This window comes from Clostridium sp. YIM B02551, assembly GCF_022324735.1.
In the GTDB taxonomy this organism is placed as follows: Bacteria; Bacillota; Clostridia; order Clostridiales; family Clostridiaceae; genus Clostridium_T; species Clostridium_T paridis.
In genome coordinates this window covers 191270-212627 of record NZ_JAKGTF010000003.1, presented here as the reverse complement: position 1 = coordinate 212627, position 21358 = coordinate 191270, and the positions used below count along the sequence as shown (strand labels likewise).

Here is a 21358-nt window from a genome sequence, read left to right as displayed (position 1 = left end):
GAGGAGAGAGTATGGAAAAGAATAAGATACAAGAGCTTCTTGAGAAAATACAAGAATGTAAAGTGGAAATAGCAAAAGGTATAGTAGGCCAAAAAGATATAGTAAATGGAGTTTTAATAGGGCTCTTTTCTGGAGGCAATGTACTGTTGGAAGGGGTTCCTGGACTAGGTAAAACTCAATTAGTTAAAACTCTTTCTAAAGTATTGAATCTTTCATTTTCAAGAATACAATTTACACCAGATTTAATGCCTGCTGATGTAATTGGAACCAATATAATTACTAATGAAGATGGAAAAAACCAATTTGAATTTCAGAAAGGGCCAGTATTTACTAACTTGCTTCTAGCAGATGAAATTAATAGAGCTACACCAAAGACTCAATCAGCATTATTAGAAGCAATGCAGGAAAAAACCGTAACAGTAGCAAATGAAACATATAAACTACAAGAGCCATTTATGGTGTTGGCAACTCAAAATCCTATTGAAATGGAAGGAACATATCCTCTGCCAGAGGCTCAATTAGATAGATTTCTTTTTAAACTTCAAGTAAGCTTTCCTACATTAGAAGAACTTATGAAAATAATGGATATAACAGTTACTAATAGGGATATTAGGTTAGGAGAGATACTCACATTAAAGGACATAATGGAAATAAGATCTATTGTAAAGGAAGTTCCTATGGCAGAAGGGGTAAAAGAATATGCTTTGAAAATCATACTAGCTACTCATCCAGAATTAGATGAAGCACCAGAATATGTTAAGAAGTATATTTCAGTAGGTTCAAGTCCAAGAGGAGCTCAAGGAATTTTTATTGCAGCAAGAGTTTTAGCTTTTATGGATGGGAGATACAATGTTAGTTTTCAAGATATTAAAGATGTAGCGTATCCAATATTGAGACATAGAATTATATTGAATTTTGAAGGTATTTCAGAAGGAATTACAACTGATATGGTTATAGATAAGATTATAGAAGAAGTAAAGGTTATTTAATATGAGAGAAGACTTATTTAATGAAGAATTCTTTAAACAACTTCAAAATTTAAAGTTAATCTTAAAAACTCCTATAAGTTCAGGCTTTACAGGGGGGAGAAGGTCAAGAGAAAAAGGTATCAGTGTAGAGTTCTCAGACTATAGGGAATACTCTCCTGGGGATGATTTTCGAAGAGTTGATTGGAATGCTTATGGAAGGTTCAATAGACTTTATTTGAAGTTATTTATGGAGGAGAGAGAAGCAATATTTAATATATTTGTTGATACAAGTAAGTCAATGGATTATGGAGTGTTTAATAAAGGAGAGCTTGCACTAAAATTATCGGTAGCATTAAGTTATATGATATTAAATTATAATGACAGAGTTAAAATACATGAGATTTCAGAGAGTATTAACTATGGAAAAGTTAATGCCTCGGGGAAGTTAGGTATTAGTAAGATATTATATGAATTAAAAGATATAGAATTTAAAGGAAGATCACCATTGTTTGATAGCGTTAAAAGAGCTGATATTTTTGGAAGAGGAGTTAGCATAATAATATCTGATTTTTATAATATGGATACCTTGAAGGATACTTTAATTTATTTAAGACATAAAAAACAAGAAGTTATTCTAATTCAAATACTTTCAAAAGAAGAATTAGAGCCATCTATAAGAGGTGATTTAAAATTAAAAAATATAGAAGATATTGCGGAAAATTTAGATATAAGCATTTATGGTAAGGCTTTAAATTTATATAAGGAAAAATTAAAAGATTTTAAAGAAGAAGTTCAAAGAATTTCTAAAAAATATGGAGCAAAGTATATATTTACATCTTCAGAAAATTCATTAGAAAAAATTATATTTAAAGAGCTTGCAATCAAAGGTGTAATTAACAGGGGATAGGAGGGATAACATGAGCCTAGGTAGATTATGGCCTTTAGTATTTTCTTTAGCCTTAGTAGGAATTATTCTACTTTATATGCTTAAGCAAAAAAGAAAAAGTGAAGATGTTCCATCTTTAATATTATGGAAAGAAGTATATAGAAATATTAAGGCTAAATCCCCTTGGGAAAAGCTAAGAAAGAATATTCTAATGATATTACAACTAATAATTGTGGCATTACTTATTTTTTCTCTTCTAGAACCAATTACACTTTTAGGTGGGAAGGAATTTAGAAATTTAATTATTGTTTTTGATATAACTGGGAGTATGAAAGCAAAGGTTCAAGAAAAATCTAAATTTGAGTTGGCACAAGAAGAAATGGAAAAACTAATTTCTTCTACAAAAGAAGGTGCAAATGTAACAATATTAACAAGTGGAAAATATAGTAAGGTTGAACTATCAAATGAAAAAAATAAAAGTGTAATATTAGATAAAATTAAAACTTTATCACCAGAAGATACCACAGGGAAAATAGAAGATTCTCTCTCATTAGTCAAAAGTTTATGCAATGCACAAGAGGGAAGTGAGGTTGTATTTTTGACTGATAAGGATTTCCCCATTGAAGGGATAAATGGAAATGTTATTAATTTATCTTCAAAGGGAAATAATGCATCAGTGGATTTAGTTAGTTATAAGGAAACTGATAAGGGAATATCAGTGATTTCAAAGATTACAAATAGGGGAGCTTACGAGTATGAAGGTGATTTCTCTTTATATGGAGATGATAAATTATTAGCAGTTAAAGAAATCAATCTTTCTAAGGATGAAAGCAAGGTTTTGACCTTTGAATTAGAAAGTAAAAATATAAGCATTTTAAAAGGGGAATTATCTGAAAAAGACGCAATATCAGAAGATAATACTTATTACTCATTTGTAAAAAGAGAAGAGAACCAAAAAGTTTTATTGCTATCAGAGAAAAATTTATTTATGGAAAAAGCATTGAAAACTGTTAAAGGAATTGAGGTATCAAAAGTAGATTCTCTTCAAAATTATAACCCAAAGGATGAATATGATATATATATTTTTGATGGAGTAATTCCTGATAAACTTCCTGAGAAAGGAAATATAATATTTATTAATGCTCCTTCCAATGAATTCTTTAAAGTAGCCAATGAGGTAGAAGGTGGAAATGGAAATGCAAAAATAGATACGCCATTAACGGATAAAATTAAGAACTTAAAGTTTGGAGTAAAGAGTATAAATCAGATACAGAAGGAAGGATACTTAAAAGGATTCTTATCAATAAAAGATAGAGAGGAAGCTTTTTATGGAGAAAAAGATGGCAGGAAGATAATAGCTATTCCTTTTAAATTAAGCGATAGTGATATTGTGCTTAAACCAGAATTCCCTATTATGGTTCATAATTTTATTAACTATTTAAGTTTAGGTGGAATATTAAGTTCAGGAGAATTTTCTGCTGGGGAAAGTGTGCCTTTAAATCCTAATATTGATGGAGGAGATATTAACATAACAAATCCTAAAGGGAAAGAGAAAAGTATGCCAATTAGATTTCCAATGAAAGAGTTTGAAGAAACCAATGAAGTTGGTATATATAAAGTTACTCAGGATATTAAAGGTGAGAAAAAAGAGGAGAAGTTTGGAGTTAATTTTCCATCAAGTGAGGAATCTGATGTAACAGAAGAGGGAAGTGAAAGGGGAGATAATAAAGAATTTAAAGTTAGAGGAGGACGAAATCTAACTGAATACATGGTTATACTTTCGTTAATTGTTCTAATGATAGAATGGTTTATTTATACCAAAAAGAATTAGGAGGTGAAAGAGTGTCAATTGAAGTATTAAGGCCTATTTATCTAATATTAATTCCTATACTTATGATATTTATTATTTACTTAGGCAAAAGCATAATTGAAGACAAGAGAAGAAAAAGATTAATTATTATCATAAGATGTGTTATTGCTATACTTTTAACTCTTTCACTGGTAAATATTACGGTGAATAAAATAACAAAAGACACTTCAACGATTTTCTTGCTAGATTTATCTCATTCAAATGAGGAGTTTAAAGAAAATGGACAAGATTTTATTAAAAAGACTCTAAAAGAAATGGGAACAAGCGACTATGCAGGAATAGTGGTGTTTGGACAAGATGCAAAGGTTGAAAAATTTGTATCAAAGAGTAAGACAATTAACACTATAGAAAGTAAGCCAATAGCTTCAGCAACAAATATTGAAAATGCAATTAATACAGGATTATCACTTTTCCCATCAGATAAAGCAAAAAGATTTGTTTTAATTACAGATGGAGAAGAGAATATAGGAAAGCTTGAAAAAACTATTCCTTCTTTAAATGAACAAAATATTGATATGAAGGTATATAAGGTAGAAAAAAGCTTCAAAAAAGAAGTTTACGTGGATAGTTTAAAACTTCCTGACAAAATAAATATTGGAGACGAATTTTCAATTGGTGTAGGGATTTATTCTAATATCCAAACTAAAACAAAGGTTTACCTATATGATGGGAGTATATTAAAAGCTCAAAGTGAAGTTTCGCTCACCAAAGGAATGAATAACTTTACCTTTAAGGATATACAAAAATCAGGAGGAATTAAAAATTACAAGGTTGTAATTGATCCTGCTGAGGATACAGAAGTCAAAAATAATGAATATATAGGGTATACAAATGTACTGACTAGAGAAAAGGTATTTATAGCCGAAGGGAAAAAGGGACAAGGAGATAATATTGCAAACATATTAACTTCACTTGGATATTCTTACGATAGAGGACTTGGTACAGAACTCCCAGGTGCACTAAAGGATATGTTAGCCTATAAAGGAATTATATCAGTAGATGTTCATGGAGAGGATTTTCCAAAAGGATTTAAAGATTCACTAGATAGTTATGTTAAAGAATATGGTGGGGCATTTATAGCTACAGGTGGTGAAGACTCCTATGCATTGGGAGAATATACTAATACTCCATTAGAAAAAGTACTTCCAGTAAATATGGACATGAGGGGAAAAAAAGAAATACCTAAAATGAGCATTACATTAGTAATCGATCATTCAGGAAGTATGGGAGGCGGGAACGGAGAGGTTTCTAAATTAACTTTGGCAAAAGAAGCTGCTCAAAAAGCAGCAGATACCTTGAGAGAAAATGATGAAATTGGAGTAATAGCATTTGATCAAAGTTACTCTTGGATTGTTAAGGGTGAAAAAGGAAGCAATAAAGAAGTTGTTAAAGATAAGATTGGTCAGATACAGGTAAATGGTGGAACAAGCATTTACCCAGCACTTAAAGAAGCCTACGAATACGAAAAGAACTCTGATGCAAAGATAAAACATATAATTCTGTTGACTGATGGTCAAGATGGTTTTAGACAATATGATGATATTATAAATGGACTAGGAAAAAATAATATAACATTATCTACAGTATCTGTTGGAGAAGATGCTGATATAAAGTTATTACAATCATTAGCAGAGTCTGGGAAAGGAAGAAGTTATCATACTGACATATATACAGATCTGCCAAGGATATTTGCAAAAGAAATTTTTATGGCTTCAAAAGCATATCTAAATAATAGAGAATTTACCCCTAAGCTTGTAAATTCACATGAGGTTTTAGATGGGGTTATAAATGATGGTAAAATTCCTAATCTTCTAGGATATATTGGTACTTCACCAAAGGAAAATGCTACAGTAGTATTTAATTCTGATGAAGATGATCCTATTTTAGCTCTTTGGCAATACGGTTTAGGAAGAAGTGTTGCCTGGACTTCAGATGTTACAGGAAAATGGGATGCTAATTATACTAATTGGGAGGGATATAAGAAGTTATGGGGAAATATCTTGAATTGGTCATTAGAGGATTATACTAGCGGGGAAAGCAATTTAAATATTTCTGTGCAAGGAAATGAAGCTCATATTGAGTATAAGTCAAATTCCGTTAAGGATAATACTAAATTAAGCGGAATATATACTAAAAGTGATGGTACACAAGGGGATTTCAACTTAGATATTAAAGCTCCAGGAGTCTATGAGAAGAATATTTCACTAGATGAGAGCAGCTTTTATTCAGTAAGTGTTAGAGAAGAAAATGACGGTAAGATTACATCAGTAAAAAATGGAGTAATAGCCTTACAATATTCACTAGAGTATAAGCTTATGGGAGATACAGGAGCATTAGATTCTCTTGTAGAAGGTACAAATGGTAAGTTTGTTAAATTACCTAAAGATATATTTAATGGTGAAATAAAGAAGGTTAAAGGTGGAATAAATTTATCTTTGCCTCTTACAATACTAGCACTAATATTATTAATGTTTGAAATAGCTTATAGAAGATTAGATTTGAATATTACTTTACCTAAATTTATTAATAGGATCCATTTTAAGAAAAAAGTAAAAAAAGCACCATCAAAAAAAGAGAGAAATTTAGCAGAAAGTAAAATAGAAATTATCCCGAAGGCTTTAGAGAACAATCAAGCTCCAAAAGAAAAAGTTAAAAAAGACAATGTAAAGAAAAATGAAAGAGCAAAATTAAATACTGAATTATTACTAAAGAAAAAGAAAGATAGAAGTAGTGAATAATTTTTTAAGATCAACTAATAAGTTATTTATGTACGAATAAATTAAGTTTCCTATAAAAAAACTATAGTATAACCATGAATAAAATCTCCATAAAAGAAAAAGATAAACATAGTAAATTGGAGGTGAATTTATGGCAAAGAAAGATCAAGAATCTTCATGGAATAGTAAAAGATTTAAGGAACCAAAAAAGAATACAGTAACACCTGTACCAGAAATTCAAGGTAAAGAGAAGACTAAAGAATAATGAGTAGTGTGTTTGGAGACAATTACCAAACACACTACTTTTTTGTGACTTATAATTAACAATATCTTCATAAAATCTTATTAGTATTTACATATTTCGAGTTTTGTAAAATGCTATAATTTAATAAATAGTTGATTTTACTTATATTAAAATGAGGTGATTACATTGGATGTTAATAGTGTTATGAACAATTATACCTTGTCTTCTTTATGGAAAAATATTAATCCAAGTTCAAATACTGTATCAGCTGCAGTACCACTAATTGAAAATGTTGATTCAAGTGTTAATAATAGCTATCTAAAGAAGAATTATTTTGGTGGAACAACAGATTTGGAATTAACAGATATTTACAAGCAAGTCGAACCTAATTACGGTATCCCCTTGGAATATAGTAAGTCAGGTGATTTAAGTATTCCAAAGGATGTGGCACCAAGTGCAAATAGTGTAACATTAGAAGATTCAAATATACTATCACTTCTTCAGAGTACTTCTCCTAATGGTGATCCAATAGATACTAATATTTTAGGACAATATGAATCAATAGAAAATGGTACATATAAAAGTTCTGTTTCAAGTATATTAAGTACAAATCCCTATGCTATGTATAGCAGTGTGGATACCCTTACTTCAGGAACGTCAGATAACTCAGGTAACTACATAAACTTTAATGTATAATATATTTTAATAAGTAACTAAGATATAAGAAATATTTTCTCGTATTTTAGTTGCTTTTTTCTCAATTTTGTCAAAAATAAATGAATGTGTAAAGTATCATGATATAATACATAGGTATAAAGAAAATATTTCTAAATAAATGGAGGAAATAACAATGGGATTAAGCACTGATAATATTATCATAGCCTTGGTTGCTATAGTATTTTTATTTTTAGCAATAAAATTTATAAAAGGAGTAATAAAAGGAATTATAATAGTATTATTGATATTAACCTTGGGAGTAAGCGCCTATAATATTTTTATTACTAAAAAATCTATAAGCTATGAAATAAACAGATATAAGACAGATTATACATATTTTAAGAGTATTAGCTCAATTTCTTCGCATGCAGCAGAAAATATAGATGCTATTAAAGAAGGAAAAAATATTAAAGAAAATACTGATGAACTTATAATACTTAAAAACCATGCAGAGACATTGGAACATAGTAGTGAAATAAACGGAATACATAATAATTATATTAAGGGATTAGACACTGTAATAATTGCGGCTAAAGGATATAAAACTGCTAATGATGCCAAAGAGCAAGCAGATAAGTTACAAGAGGCTTCAAACTCACTAAATATAAGTTTAAAGGATATATTAAGTGGACAATAAAAACTTTTAGGAATTCAAGAATTATGATTACAATAGATTGCAGTTTTATTAATTTTGGAAATTTGATATAATTTTAATATTATTTAAGAAAAGGAAGATGAAGATGAAAGATAATTTTTTTGTTAAAACTCATGGCTTGGGGAATGAATACATAGTTTTGGAAGAAGATAGAATTGATTTCACTCTTACTGATAGGGCTATTAAAAGAATTTGTAATGTTAATTTTGGTATAGGTTCTGATGGAATATTACTTAAAGTAAAATCAGAAAAAGCTGATTTTGGATTAAGAATATATAATCCAGATGGTTCAGAAGCTGAAAAAAGCGGTAATGGGCTAAGAATATTTTGTAAGTATATTTATGATTATGGTTTTACTAATAATGAAGTTTTTACGGTTGAGACAAAAGGCGGAATAGTTAAGGCTAATATTGTTGAAACATCTAATTCAAAGGCTAAGTTAATTACAGTTGATATGGGAAAAGCAATTTTTAAAGCTGGTGATATTCCTACAAACTTTAAAAGTGAAGAAGTTATAGGTGAAAAAATAACGCTAAACAATAAGGAATTTGAAATAAATTGTGTTTCCTTAGGAAATCCACATTGTGTAATAATAAAAGATGAATTAGATATGGATGAAATAAAAGCATTCGGACAATTAATAGAAAATTATAAAGAGTTTCCAAATAGAATTAATACTCAATTTGCAAAAGTGATTTCTAAGGATGAAGCTCAAATACTAATATGGGAAAGAGGGGCTGGATTTACGCTAGCTTCAGGAAGTTCTTCTTGTGCAGTTGCATCTGTTTTAAGAAAAAGAGGATTAGTAAATGATAAAGTTAAAATTAAGATGCTAGGTGGAGAGCTAATTATTGAAATTGATGACAACTGGAATGTAAGGATGACAGGAGAAGTTAGAGAAATCGCAAAAGGAAATTTAAGTTCGGAACTTATTGAAGACTTAAATAAATAGTATATATAATAAATTAAAGAATTTACATGTTACATAGAGCTCTTAGACGTTTGAACTAAGAGTTCCATGAGATGTAATATGATTTTTGCATTATATAAGTGATGGGAAAGAACTATGAAAATAGTCTTTCCCACTTTTTGTATAAGAAAATTAAATACTTATTTATCAGCAATTTTTACAACTAGTTTAGCTAGCGTATTTCTGTCATTTTCATCAGCAGCATCCCACAATTCTTTAAGAAGTCTTTCCTCGTGATTTCTTGGATCAACATTATTTGAAAGAAATGTGCCTACTTTTTCAGCAACTCCAGTAATAGTTTTATCAGAAAGTCCAACAGTTTCACCAGCATCTACAGCTTTACCTAAGGTAGCTTTCCAAGAATCCCAATCTTTTAATGTATCCATGTTATAAAACCTCCCTAAACTATTATTTACTCTATTAGTATTTATATTTTTTAAGTAAACTATGTAAAAATAAACCCTTGATAAATGTTAAATATAAAGGTATAATTAACAAAAAAGTAAATATTTTTTGAGATAGAGGCGCGATGTTTATGAGTACCATTACGGAGGTAAGCACGTAGATGTTTTGGAAAAGGAACCATCGCCGAAGTGTATAGCTAATGCTTTAAGGCTATATTGCTGGTTTTGTATAAAATATATGCAAGACTGTCACAAGTTTTTTGTGGAGTGCTATACATGGAAATTTATTCGATTAAATAAATTAAGAATAATTTAACCTTGGTATTCTCCAAGGTTTTTTTTTACGCTTTAGGGATTTACAATATTTTAAGTTTATGGTTAAAATTATAAATTTGGATTACAATCGAAGGTTGCCCTAAAGAGTAAAAAAATAGAATTAGTCGCCTGCCAATTTTTCCTCACATGCGTTTGGAAAGGCAGATGCGAGAAAAAAATCGACGGCTCATAATCGCCTTGACGATTTTTTAATTTGCTATTTTAGGAGGTATGTTATGTCAATTCAAGGAGTTTTTGTTCCATTAATTACACCATTTAAAAATGATGAATTAGATTTAATATCATATAAGAGAATGGTAGAGTACTATTTAGCTAAAGGTGTTAGCGGATTTATGCCATTAGGAACAACAGGAGAAAGTCCAACTATTGAGGATAAGGAATATGAAACTATCGTAGAAAAAACAATGGAATATGTTAATAATAAAGTTCCAGTATATTTTGGATTAGGTGGAAACAATACTAAAAAAGTAAAAGAAAAACTAAAGGTTGTAGAAAAATATAATGTAGATGGTATATTATCAGTTTCACCATATTATTCTAGACCTGATCAAAGGGGAATATATGAACATTTTAAGAGTATTTCTGAAGCAACTGATTTAGATATAATTTTATATAATATTCCATATAGAACAGGTAGAAATATTGAAAATAGTACTATTTATAAATTAGCTGAATTAAAAAATATTGTAGGAATAAAAGATGCATCAGGAGATATAAAGCAAACAACAGATCTTCTTATCAATCCTCCAAAGGATTTTTCAATTTTGACTGGTGAAGATAGCTTTTTCTATACTACACTAACCCTTGGAGGTCATGGTGGAATATTGGCTTCATCTCATATTCACACTGAAAGCTTTATAGAGGTATATAATAAGGTTAAAGAAAATAACCATGAAGAAGCTTTGAAGATATGGAAAGAACTATATCAATTTGTCCCTATGCTATTTGCAGAACCAAATCCAGCACCACTTAAATATATCTTAAATAAGATAGGATTAATTGAATCCCCAGAACTAAGACTTCCACTAACTGAAATAAGTGATGAATTAAAAGTAAAATTAGATGGTTTTAAGTTCAACTAATAATTTATTTATGTAGGAATAAATTAAGTTTTCTATAAAAATCATATAAATGAAATTTTAGAATTAAAATAAAAAAATTATTTTAAAGAAGAGCAAAAAAAATAAAAATTATTGCTCTCCTTTTTTTTACTCAATTACCTCTAAGTTATTATTTTATTATTCTTAAATTTGCTCAAAATAATGGTGAGGTGATTATATGAAAAAGTTTATTTCAGTAATATTAAGTTTTTCTATTTTAAGTTTTACTGTAATAGGTTGTCAAAAAGGAACTTCACCAATTAAACCGCAAGTAGTTCCTAATCAATCTGGCGGAAATGATACAACAGGAGACACAACAGGTACAACTGGAGATCAGAATAATACAAATGGTACATTGAATCAACCTAATACAAATCCAGGGGATGGAAATGTACAAAATACAAATCCTCCAAACTCAAATAATAATCCAAAACCTCCAACTAACAATAATATTCCTGAAGGAACTAACCCATCAGGAAACCCTAATACACCTAACAGCGGAAACCCAGGTGTTACTACTGGAGATGTTGTAAATGATATATTAACTAATACAAATGCTGAAAGAACAAAGCAAGGACTACAACCACTTAAGCTTAATGCAGGTGTGTCAAAACTAGCAGCAATGAAAGCTAGAGATATGTATGATAAAAACTATTTTTCTCATACATCACCAACTTATGGAGATCCAGGACAAATGCTTACTAATAATGGTTTTAAATATGCAACTATGGGTGAGAATATATATACATCTACAGGAATGACACCAAATGGTGCATATACTGTTACTCAATGGATGAATTCTCCAGGACATAGAGCCAATATACTCAACAGTGCATTTAAAGAAATCGGAATAGGAATATATTATAGTAATGGTAGATATTATGCTACTCAAATGTTCTATACACCTCAATAGAAAAAGGAACACTCAAAGTTTTCAAACTAATAGAGGTATTTAATAATATATTTTTAGCTAAAAGTAAAAGACAGATAGAAATATCTGTTTTTTACTTTTTATAAAATATATTAGGTAATTTGTGGTATAATCTTATAAATATTATTATCTAAGGAGGGAATTACATGAGTGAAAGAAACGTAGTTTTATATATAGCAATGAGTTTAGATGGCTATATAGCAACAAAAGAAGATGATATTAGCTGGCTCTCACAAGTTGAAGTAGATGGTGAAGACTATGGATATGCAAAGTTTATAGACAGAATAGATACTGTAATAATGGGCAGAAAGACATATGATAAAGTATGTTCTTTTGGTATTGAGTTTCCTCATAAAGATAAAAAGTGCTATATAATTTCTAGAAAGAAAAAAGAATCTAATGAGGTTGAATACTACTCAGGAGATATAAAGAAGCTTATAGAAGAATTGAAAAAGAAAGCTGGAAAAGATATTTTTGTTGACGGAGGAGCTGAAGTAGTAAATGAGATTCTTAGGGAAAATCTTTTTGATGAATATATTATATCTATAATTCCAATATTATTGGGGGATGGAAAGAGACTATTCCAAGATGGGCGTCCAACTAAAGAAGTTCAATATGTAGAAAGTAAGTCTTATTCTTCAGGGTTAGTTCAAGTACATTATAAAAATAGATAAAATAAAAATAACCTAAGGTTATCTTTTAGGTTATTTCTCTAGTCAATAGTTTCTAAACACTCATTTATAAGTTCAGAAGAATATTTAATTTGAACTTCCACAATTTTCACTCCTTTCAGTATCCTACAGACTATTCTATCACTTATAAATAAATTATCAACCAATATTTAGATATTTTAACATTCTTATGAAAAAATAATAATAAAGAAGGGAAGAGTATGAACAACATATATGATATATTAGATAATTTGAATATTACTTATGATGAGTATAAGCATGAAGCAGTATTCACAGTAGCTGAAACTAAGGATATACCAATGAAAATTCCAGGGCAGCATTGTAAGAATTTGTTTTTAAAAAATAGAAAAGGAGATCAGTATTATTTACTTATAGTTGATGATAGTAAAAGGGTGGATATAAAACATATAACCAATGAGATAAATGAGAAGTCACTTTCTTTTGCATCAGAAGAAAAATTAAAGTCAATACTTGGACTAACACCTGGATCAGTAACTCCCTTTGGATTAATAAATGATATAGACAAACATGTTAAGGTACTATTAGATAAAGATTTAGAATTATGTAAGTATATAACATTTCACCCAAATGTAAACACTTCTACGCTGCTTTTAAGTTATAATGATTTTATTAAATTTTTAGGATATTGTGGTAATGAATTTACGTATGTAAATATTACTTAGTGGAGGATTTATGGATATTAGAGTAATTATTGTATTAGTAATGAATTTTATCATTACATTAATTGGGACTTTAGGATACTCAGTAAGACTTGTGGGAGTAAGAACTGGTAAAATTGCAATTTCATTTGCTCTCTTCAATATAGTTATGCTAGTTTCTAGAATTGCCGTTTCTATTCAAACGCCTGTTTTAACAAGTTATGTAGAATTTAGTACAAATAGCTTTGAGGTACTAAAGGTATTCTATATAATAATTGTGATTTCAACAATAGCTACAATTGTAGGTGCATTCCTTATTCCTACTTTTCAAAAGATATTAGCTAAAGGTGTAATCGCATTTTCAGCAGATAAATCAGTTTCTAAAATAGTACTACATGGCTTTTCAAAAGCTGGGGTTAGGCATATAAAAAATTCAATTGCAATACCAGTTAAGGAGAGCGTAACAAGTATTGAGTTTAAAAAGTTACCTAAAAAATTATTACTTACTAATGCAATAATAGTAGCTATTTCTACTGCAGGAGCACTATCACCAATTTATGCAGGTATGTTAGCACCTAGTTATGGGAGAACTTGTCTTGCATTAGCTGGTATTATTAATGGAATTGCTACACTGCTATTGACTATGTTTACTGATCCACATTTATCAATAATGACAGATGACGTTATTGATGGTAGAAAATCACCGGAAGAATTTAGAACTTGTGTTATTGGAATGGTAGGAAGTAAAGCTATTGGAACATTAATGTCAGTTACATTACTAGTTCCAGCAGCATATATTATTGTTTTTGTAGCAGGAATAATAAAAGGTTAGGTGAAATTATGAAATTTGCTATAGTTTCAGATATTCATGGAAATATAAAGGCACTAGAAGCATTTATAAAATATATAGATGATAAAAGTATTGAGAAAATACTTAACCTTGGAGATATTTTGGCAGGGGAATATCCTAAAGAAGTATTTGAGAAGGTTTTTAGTGATAAAAGATTTATAAATATTAGAGGAAATCATGAAAATAAGTTGTCAGCATACCTATATGAGCAATATGGGGGAGAAATAATAAGAGAATTAAATAAGTTAGAATTAAAAAAGATAATAGATATAAATGGTAAAAGTTTTTTAATGGTACATTCTAGAGAAACTTCTAATACAGATATCCCTCTTTTATATAATGGAGAATCTTTAGAAAGATTTTTAAAGGATTACGATGATTCTGTAGATTATGTTTTAATTGGTCATACTCATTTACCATTAATGGTAACAAGTTATGGAGAAAAAACAATCATAAATCCTGGCTCTCTAGGATTGACTATCGACGGATATGCTTACTTTTGTATTGGAGAATTTACAAATGAAGAAATATCCTTTAATTTTAAAAAAATAAAAGTTTAAATAAATTAAAATATAAAATAATTTAGATAAAATAGGAATTTAATTTGAAAAATTAACCACACTAATAATGTAACTATAAGTACATTAAGGGGTGAGTTTTTTGAAAAACAAATTAATCCTCATATTAATAATACTTTTACTTAGTTTAATTCCTATTGCAGTTATGATTAACTATAAAAAAGAAAATGAAGTGATTAATAATGAAGAAGCTCAAGAAATTTTTTGGCCCTTTGAGAATATAGAAAAGAGAAACAAAGTTCTAAATGAAGAAAATGAATTCAATTACAAAGAAATATTGGTACAAAAGAGAACTTTAAAAGAAAATATTGATAGGGCTTGGGAACAAAAATTAAATAATAGAAGTAAATCTAGAGAGTTATTAAATAAATATATTAATGATGTAGGTGAACAAGTTAAAAAAGGGTTGCTATCTAGTAATGATGCGAAAAATAAAATAGATAAAACTAAAAAAGAAGAAGAAGAGTACTGGGAGAATTCAAGCAGGTATATTGAAGATAGTTTAAAAGAAATTGAATCTAAAATGGATTTAAAGCAAAAAGAAATAGATGTTCTTAAGGGAGAACTAGATACTTTAATTGATTCTGAGAAGGAAAAAGAAGTAGATATAAAAGCAAAGGAATATATTAATGCTTTAAAAGACGAAAATGAATTACTAAAGAATAAGGAAGATGTTATAAAAAAAGGCGGGGAATTACCAAATCTTTTTAATTAATTATAGAAGAGGAAGAATAAATGAATGTAATAGAAGATATAAAAAGAATACCTAAAATTGAATTGCATCTACATTTGGATGGAAGCACAAGAAAAGAAACAATATGGGAACTGCTTAATGCATTAGGTGAAAATCCTTTCAGCAGTTATGAAGAATTAAATAATATATTGAGTATTGATGGTAAGTGTGAATCACTAAAAGAATATTTAGAAGCATTTTATTTCCCAATAAAGGTAATGCAGACAAAAGAGGCTTTAACAAGGGTAAGTGAAGAGCTGGTTGAAGATCTTGCAAAAGAGGGAGTTATCTATAGTGAAATAAGATTCGCACCATATTTCCACCAGGAAAAAGGTTTAAGTATAGAAGAAGTTATAGAAGCTGTTTTAAAAGGACTTTCCAAAGGGGAGAGGAAATATAAAGTTAAAAGTAGGTTAATCATATGCGCCATGAGAGGTTTTCCTATTGAAAAAAATATAGATTTAGTTAAAAGAGCAGCTGCATTTTTAAACAAAGGTGTCGTTGCCTTGGATTTGGCAGGGAATGAACATGATTTTCCACCCGAAGAAAGCAAAGAAGTTTTTAAATTAGCAAAGGATTTAGGCTTTCATCTAACTGTGCATGCGGGAGAAACGGGTAAGGAAGAAAATATAGAAAAAGCAATAAATATATTGGGAGCTGAGAGAATTGGACATGGAGTGTTTGCATATAAGAATCCTAATATATTAAAGCTTATTAAGGAAAAAGGTGTTTTCCTTGAAATGTGTCCAACCAGTAATTTAAATACTAATGCAATAAAAAGTTTACTTGAACATCCTATAAAAACATATTATGGCAATGGGTTAAAAGTTACTTTAAATACTGATAATAGAACAGTTTCTAATGTGAGCTTATCAATTGAAATAAATAATATAATTGATAAATTAGGATTATCTTTTGAAGATTTTGAGATTATTACTTATTATGCAGTTGAAGCAGCATTTTGTAGTATTGAGGATAAAGAGTGGTTAAAAAATAAAGTTGAAAATTATTATAATAAATAGAATTAAGTATTTAGTTCAAAAATGTTTTTTAATTGTTAAATTTATAATGAATAATTGTATAACAATATGATAAAAATATCAAAGGAACTAATAAAACATAGCTTTGCCATAAGCCTGTTATAAGTATCCTCATTAAACTCCTGGTATCAGGGGTTTTTTTTCTTTAGAAAATAAATGCTTTTTTTATAAATAACTTTAAGTTAATATAATATATAGAAAAGTTTAAATTAAGGAGGCGTTATTTTGAAGGAACTTAAGAATTCAGAAAAAATAAGTGAAACTTTAGGTTTTATGGTATCAGCATGTATAGAACAACTAAAAGATGAGAAAGATGTAATAGCTAACCTTTCAAATATTTCATCATTTATTAAATTTTATATGGACAGATGTAATTGGGCAGGATTTTATCTATTTAAAGAAAATGAATTAGTTCTAGGACCATTTCAAGGATTGCCAGCCTGCATAAGAATTCCATTAGGAAAGGGTGTATGTGGAACAGCTGCATTAGAAAAGAGAACCTTAAGAATTGAAAATGTACATGAGTTTCCAGGACATATTGCTTGTGATGCTGCATCAAACTCAGAAATAGTAATTCCAATAATAAAGAATGGTGAAATTTATGGAGTTTTAGATATAGATAGTCCCGAGTTATCTAGATTTACTGAACTAGAGGAAGAATATCTTACGAAGCTAGTAAAGGAAATTGAAAAATATATTTAGGAGATGAGAGGTTTTGGATAGAGAAGAAATATTTAATAGAGATCCTATTATACTATTAAGTATGGTTAATATGAAATTGAGGGATTTTTATAGTTCTCTAGATAATTATTGCTATGAAGAAGAAATAGATCAAAACGCATTAATAGAGAGATTAAAGGAAGCTGGATACGAGTATAATTCCAGTAGAAATGCATTTGTATAAAAATTTTTTGAGATAATGGAAAAAAATATTTGAATATATAAATATATTATGGTATATTTTTCTTGACCTAAAAACGAGACTCTTTCTATCTAGCAATTTGGATAGGAAGGGTTTTTAATTTTTAAGATTTGGAAGGAGTTGTTAAGGTGTGACCGTGAATGCATTTGTTCAGCTAGTGAATGTTTCAAAGAGGTTTGAAGGAGATAAAAAGTTAGTTCTTGATAACCTAAATCTAACAATTAATCAAGGAGAGTTTCTAACGATGTTAGGACCTAGTGGGTGTGGGAAAACCACAACACTAAGAATAATTGCAGGTTTTGAGAGACCTACAAATGGTGAAGTTATAATTCAAGATGAAAATGTAACATTAAAAGATCCAAATGAAAGATGTGTAAATACTGTATTCCAAAACTATGCACTTTTTCCTCATATGAATATTTATGATAATATTGCCTTTGGTCTTAGAATGAAGAAGGTAAAGAGTGAGGAAATAGATGAGAAAGTTAAAAAAATGCTTAAAATGGTTAAAATGGAGGAATACATAAATAGGATGCCTTCAGAATTAAGTGGAGGGCAAAAGCAAAGAATTGCAATAGCCAGAGCGGTTATTAATAATCCCAAAGTATTATTGTTAGATGAGCCATTAGGAGCTCTAGATCTTAAACTTCGTAAACAGATGCAGTTTGAACTAAAGCATTTGCAAAAAGAGTTAGGGATAACATTTATTTTTGTTACACATGATCAAGAAGAAGCATTAACAATGTCAGATAGAATAATAGTAATGAATGAAGGAGTTGTAGAACAAATAGGAACTCCTTATGAAATATATGAAAAACCATCAACAAAATTTGTAGCAGACTTTATAGGAGAGGCAAATATTTTAGAAGCTATAGTTAAAGAATTAAAAGATAACCAAGCAATACTATCAATTAATACAGGTGAAGATGTATTAATAGAGAATAAAAATTATGAGGTTAACGAAAAGTTATTTTTAGCTATAAGACCAGAAAAATTAAGCCTATCTAATTCTGAAAATAAACTTATGTCTTTAAAGGTAGCATATAAAGAAAAAGTTTATACTGGTGTAACTCAAAGAACCATAGTTACTCTTGAGAGTGGACAAGAAATACAAGTTTTAGAATCAACAGAAGATAATTTTGATTTTGACAATGAAACTAATGTATATGTTACTTGGAAGCAAGATAATCTAGTGGTGATGAAGTCATGATAAGGAAAAGAAGAATTAATATTGGAGCACTTGCTACATTAAGTCCAGTAACTTTTTGGATGATAATTTTTTTCTTAATACCCGCTATCTCAATTCTTGTTATTAGTTTCTGTGTTAGAGGTGAGGTAGGAGACATACAATATAAATTTACTTTAGATAACTATAGAAAGTTATTTAATCCACTTTATATAAAAATATTCTTTAACTCCTTAATGATTGCAGTTTCATCAACAGCTTTATGTTTGATTTTTGGATATCCATTTGCTTATATAATTGCTAGAGCTCATAAGAAGGTAAAACCTATACTTGTTATGCTAGTTATATTACCATTTTGGACTAATTCCTTAGTAAGAACTTATGCGATGATTATATTGCTCAGATCAGAAGGAATATTAAATACTATTTTATTAAAATTGCATATTATAAACGCACCTATAGAGATTATGTATACCAATGCTGCAGTAATGATAGGTATGATTTATATGATGATACCATTTATGGTGCTTCCACTTTATTCGTCAATTGAGAAGGTTGACGAGTCTTACATTGAAGCTGCAAGGGACCTAGGTGCAAGCAAAACCAGTACTTTTATAAATGTTATATTACCATTAACTAGAGCAGGTATAGCTTCAGGTAGTCTATTAGTATTTATACCAACCTTAGGATTATTCTTTATAAGTGATCTAATGGGAGGAAGTAAGGTTGTTTTAATGAGTAACCTTATTAAAAATCAATTCCTGACAGCAAGAAATTGGCCATTAGGTTCGGCTATTTCAGTAGTACTAATAGCAGTAATGCTAATCTTTATGGCCTTATCAAGACGTGGCAGTGGTGAGTCCATAAGAAAAGAGGTGCTATAGATGAAGAAAAATAGGGGTAGAAGTCTTAAAATACTTTACGGACTACTTATGTATTCATTCTTATATATACCTATTATAGTCTTAATAGCTTTTTCTTTTAATGAATCAAAACTTAATGTGACCTGGACAGGCTTTACCTTAAAGTGGTATAGAAGTTTGTTAGAGAATCAAGGAATACTTGTAGCAACTAAAAATAGTTTTATTATTGCATTGGTAAGTTCCGTGTTTGCAGTAATTATAGGAACTTTGGCAGCTGTAGGCATGTACAAATATAAATTTAAAGGAAGAAGTCTTTTAGAAGGCTTATTATATATTCCAGTTATTATACCTGAAATAGTTTTAGGTATATCACTACTTACATTTTTCTCATATACAGGAATACCTCTTGGTATGGTAACACTAATACTTGCACATATAACATTTTCAATAGCTTATGTAGTAAGTACAGTAAAAACAAGGTTAGATGATTTTGATAAATCAGTTGAAGAGGCAGCAAGGGATTTAGGAGCTACAGAAACTCAAACTTTTTTCAAAATTACCCTTCCAATAATAATGCCAGGAGTTATGGCAGGAGCGCTTTTATCTTTTACATTATCATTAGATGATATGATAATAAGCTTTTTTGCAGCAGGACCAGAAAGTGTCACTTTGCCACTTAAGATATTCTCAATGGTGAAATTTGGAGTAACTCCAGAGATAAATGCACTATCAACTCTTATGCTTTTATTTACGTTGATTATAATCTTATTATCTGCATTGCTTAGAAATAATCAAATAAATATGAAAAAGGTTGGAGCAATACTTTTAAGTATTACCGTATGTGTGTTATTTATAAGTGGAGGAATACTTAAGTTTGTTAAAGGACCAAGTGAAGAGAAAAGAGAACTAAATGTATTCAACTGGTCAGAGTATTTACCACAGTCAGTTATAGATAAGTTCGAAGAAAGATATAATTGTAAGGTGAATTATAGTACCTTCTCCTCAAATGAAGAAATGCTTGCGAAGATTATGGCAGGAGGATCCAATTATGATTTAGCTGTAGCCTCAGATTATATGGTGGAAATCCTAAAAAAACAAAATTTAATAGAGCCGATAAATAAGAATAAGTTATCTAATATAGGTAACTTAGGAGATGAATTTATGAATCTTCCTTTTGATAGAGGAAATGAATATTCTATTCCATATATGTGGCTTGCAGGAATCATAGGAGTAGACTCTTCAAAGGTTGATCCAAGTACAATAACAAGCTATGATGATTTATGGAAACCAGAGTTTAAAAATTCTCTTGTAGTATTGGACGATGAGAGAGTAATCATTGGCTTAACATTAAAGTCTTTAGGTTATTCATTAAACGAAACTTCACCAGAAGCACTTGAAAAAGCTAAAGAAAAATTAATTAAATTAAAGCCAAATATAAAGGCATATGATAGTGACTCACCTAAAACTATGCTAATAAATGGTGAAGCAAAAGCCATATTTGCTTGGGGGGCTGAAAGCAGCTTAGCAAAAAGAGAAAATAAAAATATTCAAATGGTATTGCCTAAGGAGGGGTTATTTTTACAGCAGGATAACTTTGTTATTCCTAAAGGAGCTAAAAATAATGACTTAGCACATGAATTTATAAACTTTATTCTGGAACCAGAAATAAGTGCTGAAATATCAGAGGCATTTCCATACGGAAATCCCAATAAGGCAGCCTACCCTTTAATTGACCCAGACATAATAGCAGATAAAGCAGTATATCCTCCTAGCGAAGAAGTTAAAAAAGGAGAATACTTAAAAGATATTGGAGATAAAATTAAGATTTTTGATGATATTTGGACATCAGTAAAACAAGAAAATTAACATATATAACACAAAAATCACAATAAAAAGCTATGCAAATAAAATTTTGCATAGCTTTAGGGTTTTAAGTTCAACTAAAAATTTATTCATGCCTGAAAATGTCCACAAACCGATATTTTCAAACAAGAATAAATTAAGTTTCCTATAAAAAACCCAATAATTATTGAATTA

Annotated in this window: 21 protein-coding genes and 1 riboswitch; of the genes, 20 read left to right on the top strand and 1 reads right to left on the bottom strand. The window is 29.3% G+C overall.

Annotation, left to right across the window (positions count from 1 at the left end; genetic code table 11):
* Positions 1-11: 11 nt before the first annotated feature.
* From L1S47_RS05230 to dapF, 7 genes are all read left to right on the top strand, one after another.
* A complete protein-coding gene (locus L1S47_RS05230) occupies positions 12-989 on the top strand; it encodes a MoxR family ATPase (RefSeq protein ID WP_238882416.1) in 978 nt (325 codons plus the stop codon).
* A 1-nt stretch (position 990) separates the two neighbouring features.
* On the top strand, positions 991-1875 hold the full coding sequence (locus L1S47_RS05225; protein ID WP_238882415.1) for a DUF58 domain-containing protein: 885 nt from the start codon (positions 991-993) through the stop codon (positions 1873-1875).
* A 10-nt stretch (positions 1876-1885) separates the two neighbouring features.
* The gene (locus tag L1S47_RS05220; RefSeq protein ID WP_238882414.1) at positions 1886-3685 is read left to right on the top strand and encodes a BatA and WFA domain-containing protein; all 1800 of its coding nucleotides are present in this window, start codon (positions 1886-1888) and stop codon (positions 3683-3685) included.
* Between the two features lie 11 nt (positions 3686-3696).
* Positions 3697-6462: a VWA domain-containing protein gene (locus tag L1S47_RS05215; protein WP_238882413.1), complete on the top strand. Its 2766-nt coding sequence runs from the start codon at positions 3697-3699 to the stop codon at positions 6460-6462.
* A gap of 409 nt (positions 6463-6871) precedes the next feature.
* A complete protein-coding gene (locus tag L1S47_RS05210; protein ID WP_238882412.1) occupies positions 6872-7381 on the top strand; it encodes a hypothetical protein in 510 nt (169 codons plus the stop codon).
* Positions 7382-7535: 154 nt separating this feature from the next.
* Entirely contained in the window at positions 7536-8039 is a 504-nt protein-coding gene (locus tag L1S47_RS05205) for a hypothetical protein (protein ID WP_238882411.1), read from the top strand.
* A gap of 103 nt (positions 8040-8142) precedes the next feature.
* The gene (dapF, locus tag L1S47_RS05200) at positions 8143-9009 is read left to right on the top strand and encodes a diaminopimelate epimerase (RefSeq protein WP_238882410.1); all 867 of its coding nucleotides are present in this window, start codon (positions 8143-8145) and stop codon (positions 9007-9009) included.
* A 158-nt stretch (positions 9010-9167) separates the two neighbouring features.
* On the opposite strand, the gene L1S47_RS05195 is transcribed toward dapF, so the two are convergent.
* Positions 9168-9413 (bottom strand): DUF3243 domain-containing protein, encoded by a 246-nt coding sequence (locus tag L1S47_RS05195; protein WP_202767829.1) that lies wholly within the window; start codon positions 9411-9413, stop codon positions 9168-9170.
* Positions 9414-9538: 125 nt separating this feature from the next.
* Positions 9539-9712: riboswitch (Lysine riboswitch) on the top strand.
* Positions 9713-9982: 270 nt separating this feature from the next.
* Here L1S47_RS05195 and dapA point away from each other — a divergent pair.
* The 13 genes from dapA (at position 9983) to L1S47_RS05130 (ending at position 21187) form a co-directional block, all read left to right on the top strand.
* Positions 9983-10849 carry a 4-hydroxy-tetrahydrodipicolinate synthase gene (gene dapA / locus L1S47_RS05190; RefSeq protein WP_238882409.1) on the top strand — a complete coding sequence of 289 codons (867 nt, stop codon included), beginning with the start codon at positions 9983-9985 and terminating at the stop codon, positions 10847-10849.
* Between the two features lie 196 nt (positions 10850-11045).
* On the top strand, positions 11046-11780 hold the full coding sequence (locus L1S47_RS05185) for a CAP domain-containing protein (protein WP_238882408.1): 735 nt from the start codon (positions 11046-11048) through the stop codon (positions 11778-11780).
* A 164-nt stretch (positions 11781-11944) separates the two neighbouring features.
* Positions 11945-12472 carry a dihydrofolate reductase family protein gene (locus tag L1S47_RS05180; protein WP_238882407.1) on the top strand — a complete coding sequence of 176 codons (528 nt, stop codon included), beginning with the start codon at positions 11945-11947 and terminating at the stop codon, positions 12470-12472.
* Positions 12473-12690: 218 nt separating this feature from the next.
* Positions 12691-13173 (top strand): prolyl-tRNA synthetase associated domain-containing protein, encoded by a 483-nt coding sequence (locus tag L1S47_RS05175; protein ID WP_238882406.1) that lies wholly within the window; start codon positions 12691-12693, stop codon positions 13171-13173.
* A gap of 10 nt (positions 13174-13183) precedes the next feature.
* Complete coding sequence (locus L1S47_RS05170; protein WP_238882405.1) at positions 13184-13981, top strand: lipid II flippase family protein; 798 nt, start codon at positions 13184-13186, stop codon at positions 13979-13981.
* Between the two features lie 8 nt (positions 13982-13989).
* Entirely contained in the window at positions 13990-14559 is a 570-nt protein-coding gene (locus L1S47_RS05165; RefSeq protein WP_238882404.1) for a metallophosphoesterase, read from the top strand.
* A gap of 100 nt (positions 14560-14659) precedes the next feature.
* Complete coding sequence (locus tag L1S47_RS05160) at positions 14660-15292, top strand: hypothetical protein (RefSeq protein ID WP_238882403.1); 633 nt, start codon at positions 14660-14662, stop codon at positions 15290-15292.
* A 20-nt stretch (positions 15293-15312) separates the two neighbouring features.
* Entirely contained in the window at positions 15313-16332 is a 1020-nt protein-coding gene (gene add / locus L1S47_RS05155; protein WP_238882402.1) for an adenosine deaminase, read from the top strand.
* A 291-nt stretch (positions 16333-16623) separates the two neighbouring features.
* Positions 16624-17052, top strand: coding sequence for a GAF domain-containing protein (locus L1S47_RS05150; protein WP_238882503.1), 429 nt, complete (start codon positions 16624-16626; stop codon positions 17050-17052).
* Between the two features lie 13 nt (positions 17053-17065).
* Entirely contained in the window at positions 17066-17254 is a 189-nt protein-coding gene (locus tag L1S47_RS05145) for a DUF4250 domain-containing protein (protein ID WP_202767820.1), read from the top strand.
* 148 nt (positions 17255-17402) lie between these two features.
* Positions 17403-18482, top strand: a complete 1080-nt coding sequence (locus tag L1S47_RS05140; RefSeq protein WP_373689030.1) for an ABC transporter ATP-binding protein — start codon at positions 17403-17405, stop codon at positions 18480-18482.
* Complete coding sequence (locus tag L1S47_RS05135; RefSeq protein WP_238882400.1) at positions 18479-19342, top strand: ABC transporter permease; 864 nt, start codon at positions 18479-18481, stop codon at positions 19340-19342. The genes L1S47_RS05140 and L1S47_RS05135 overlap by 4 nt, the downstream gene beginning before the upstream one ends.
* Positions 19343-21187 (top strand): extracellular solute-binding protein, encoded by a 1845-nt coding sequence (locus L1S47_RS05130; protein ID WP_238882399.1) that lies wholly within the window; start codon positions 19343-19345, stop codon positions 21185-21187.
* Positions 21188-21358: the final 171 nt, after the last annotated feature.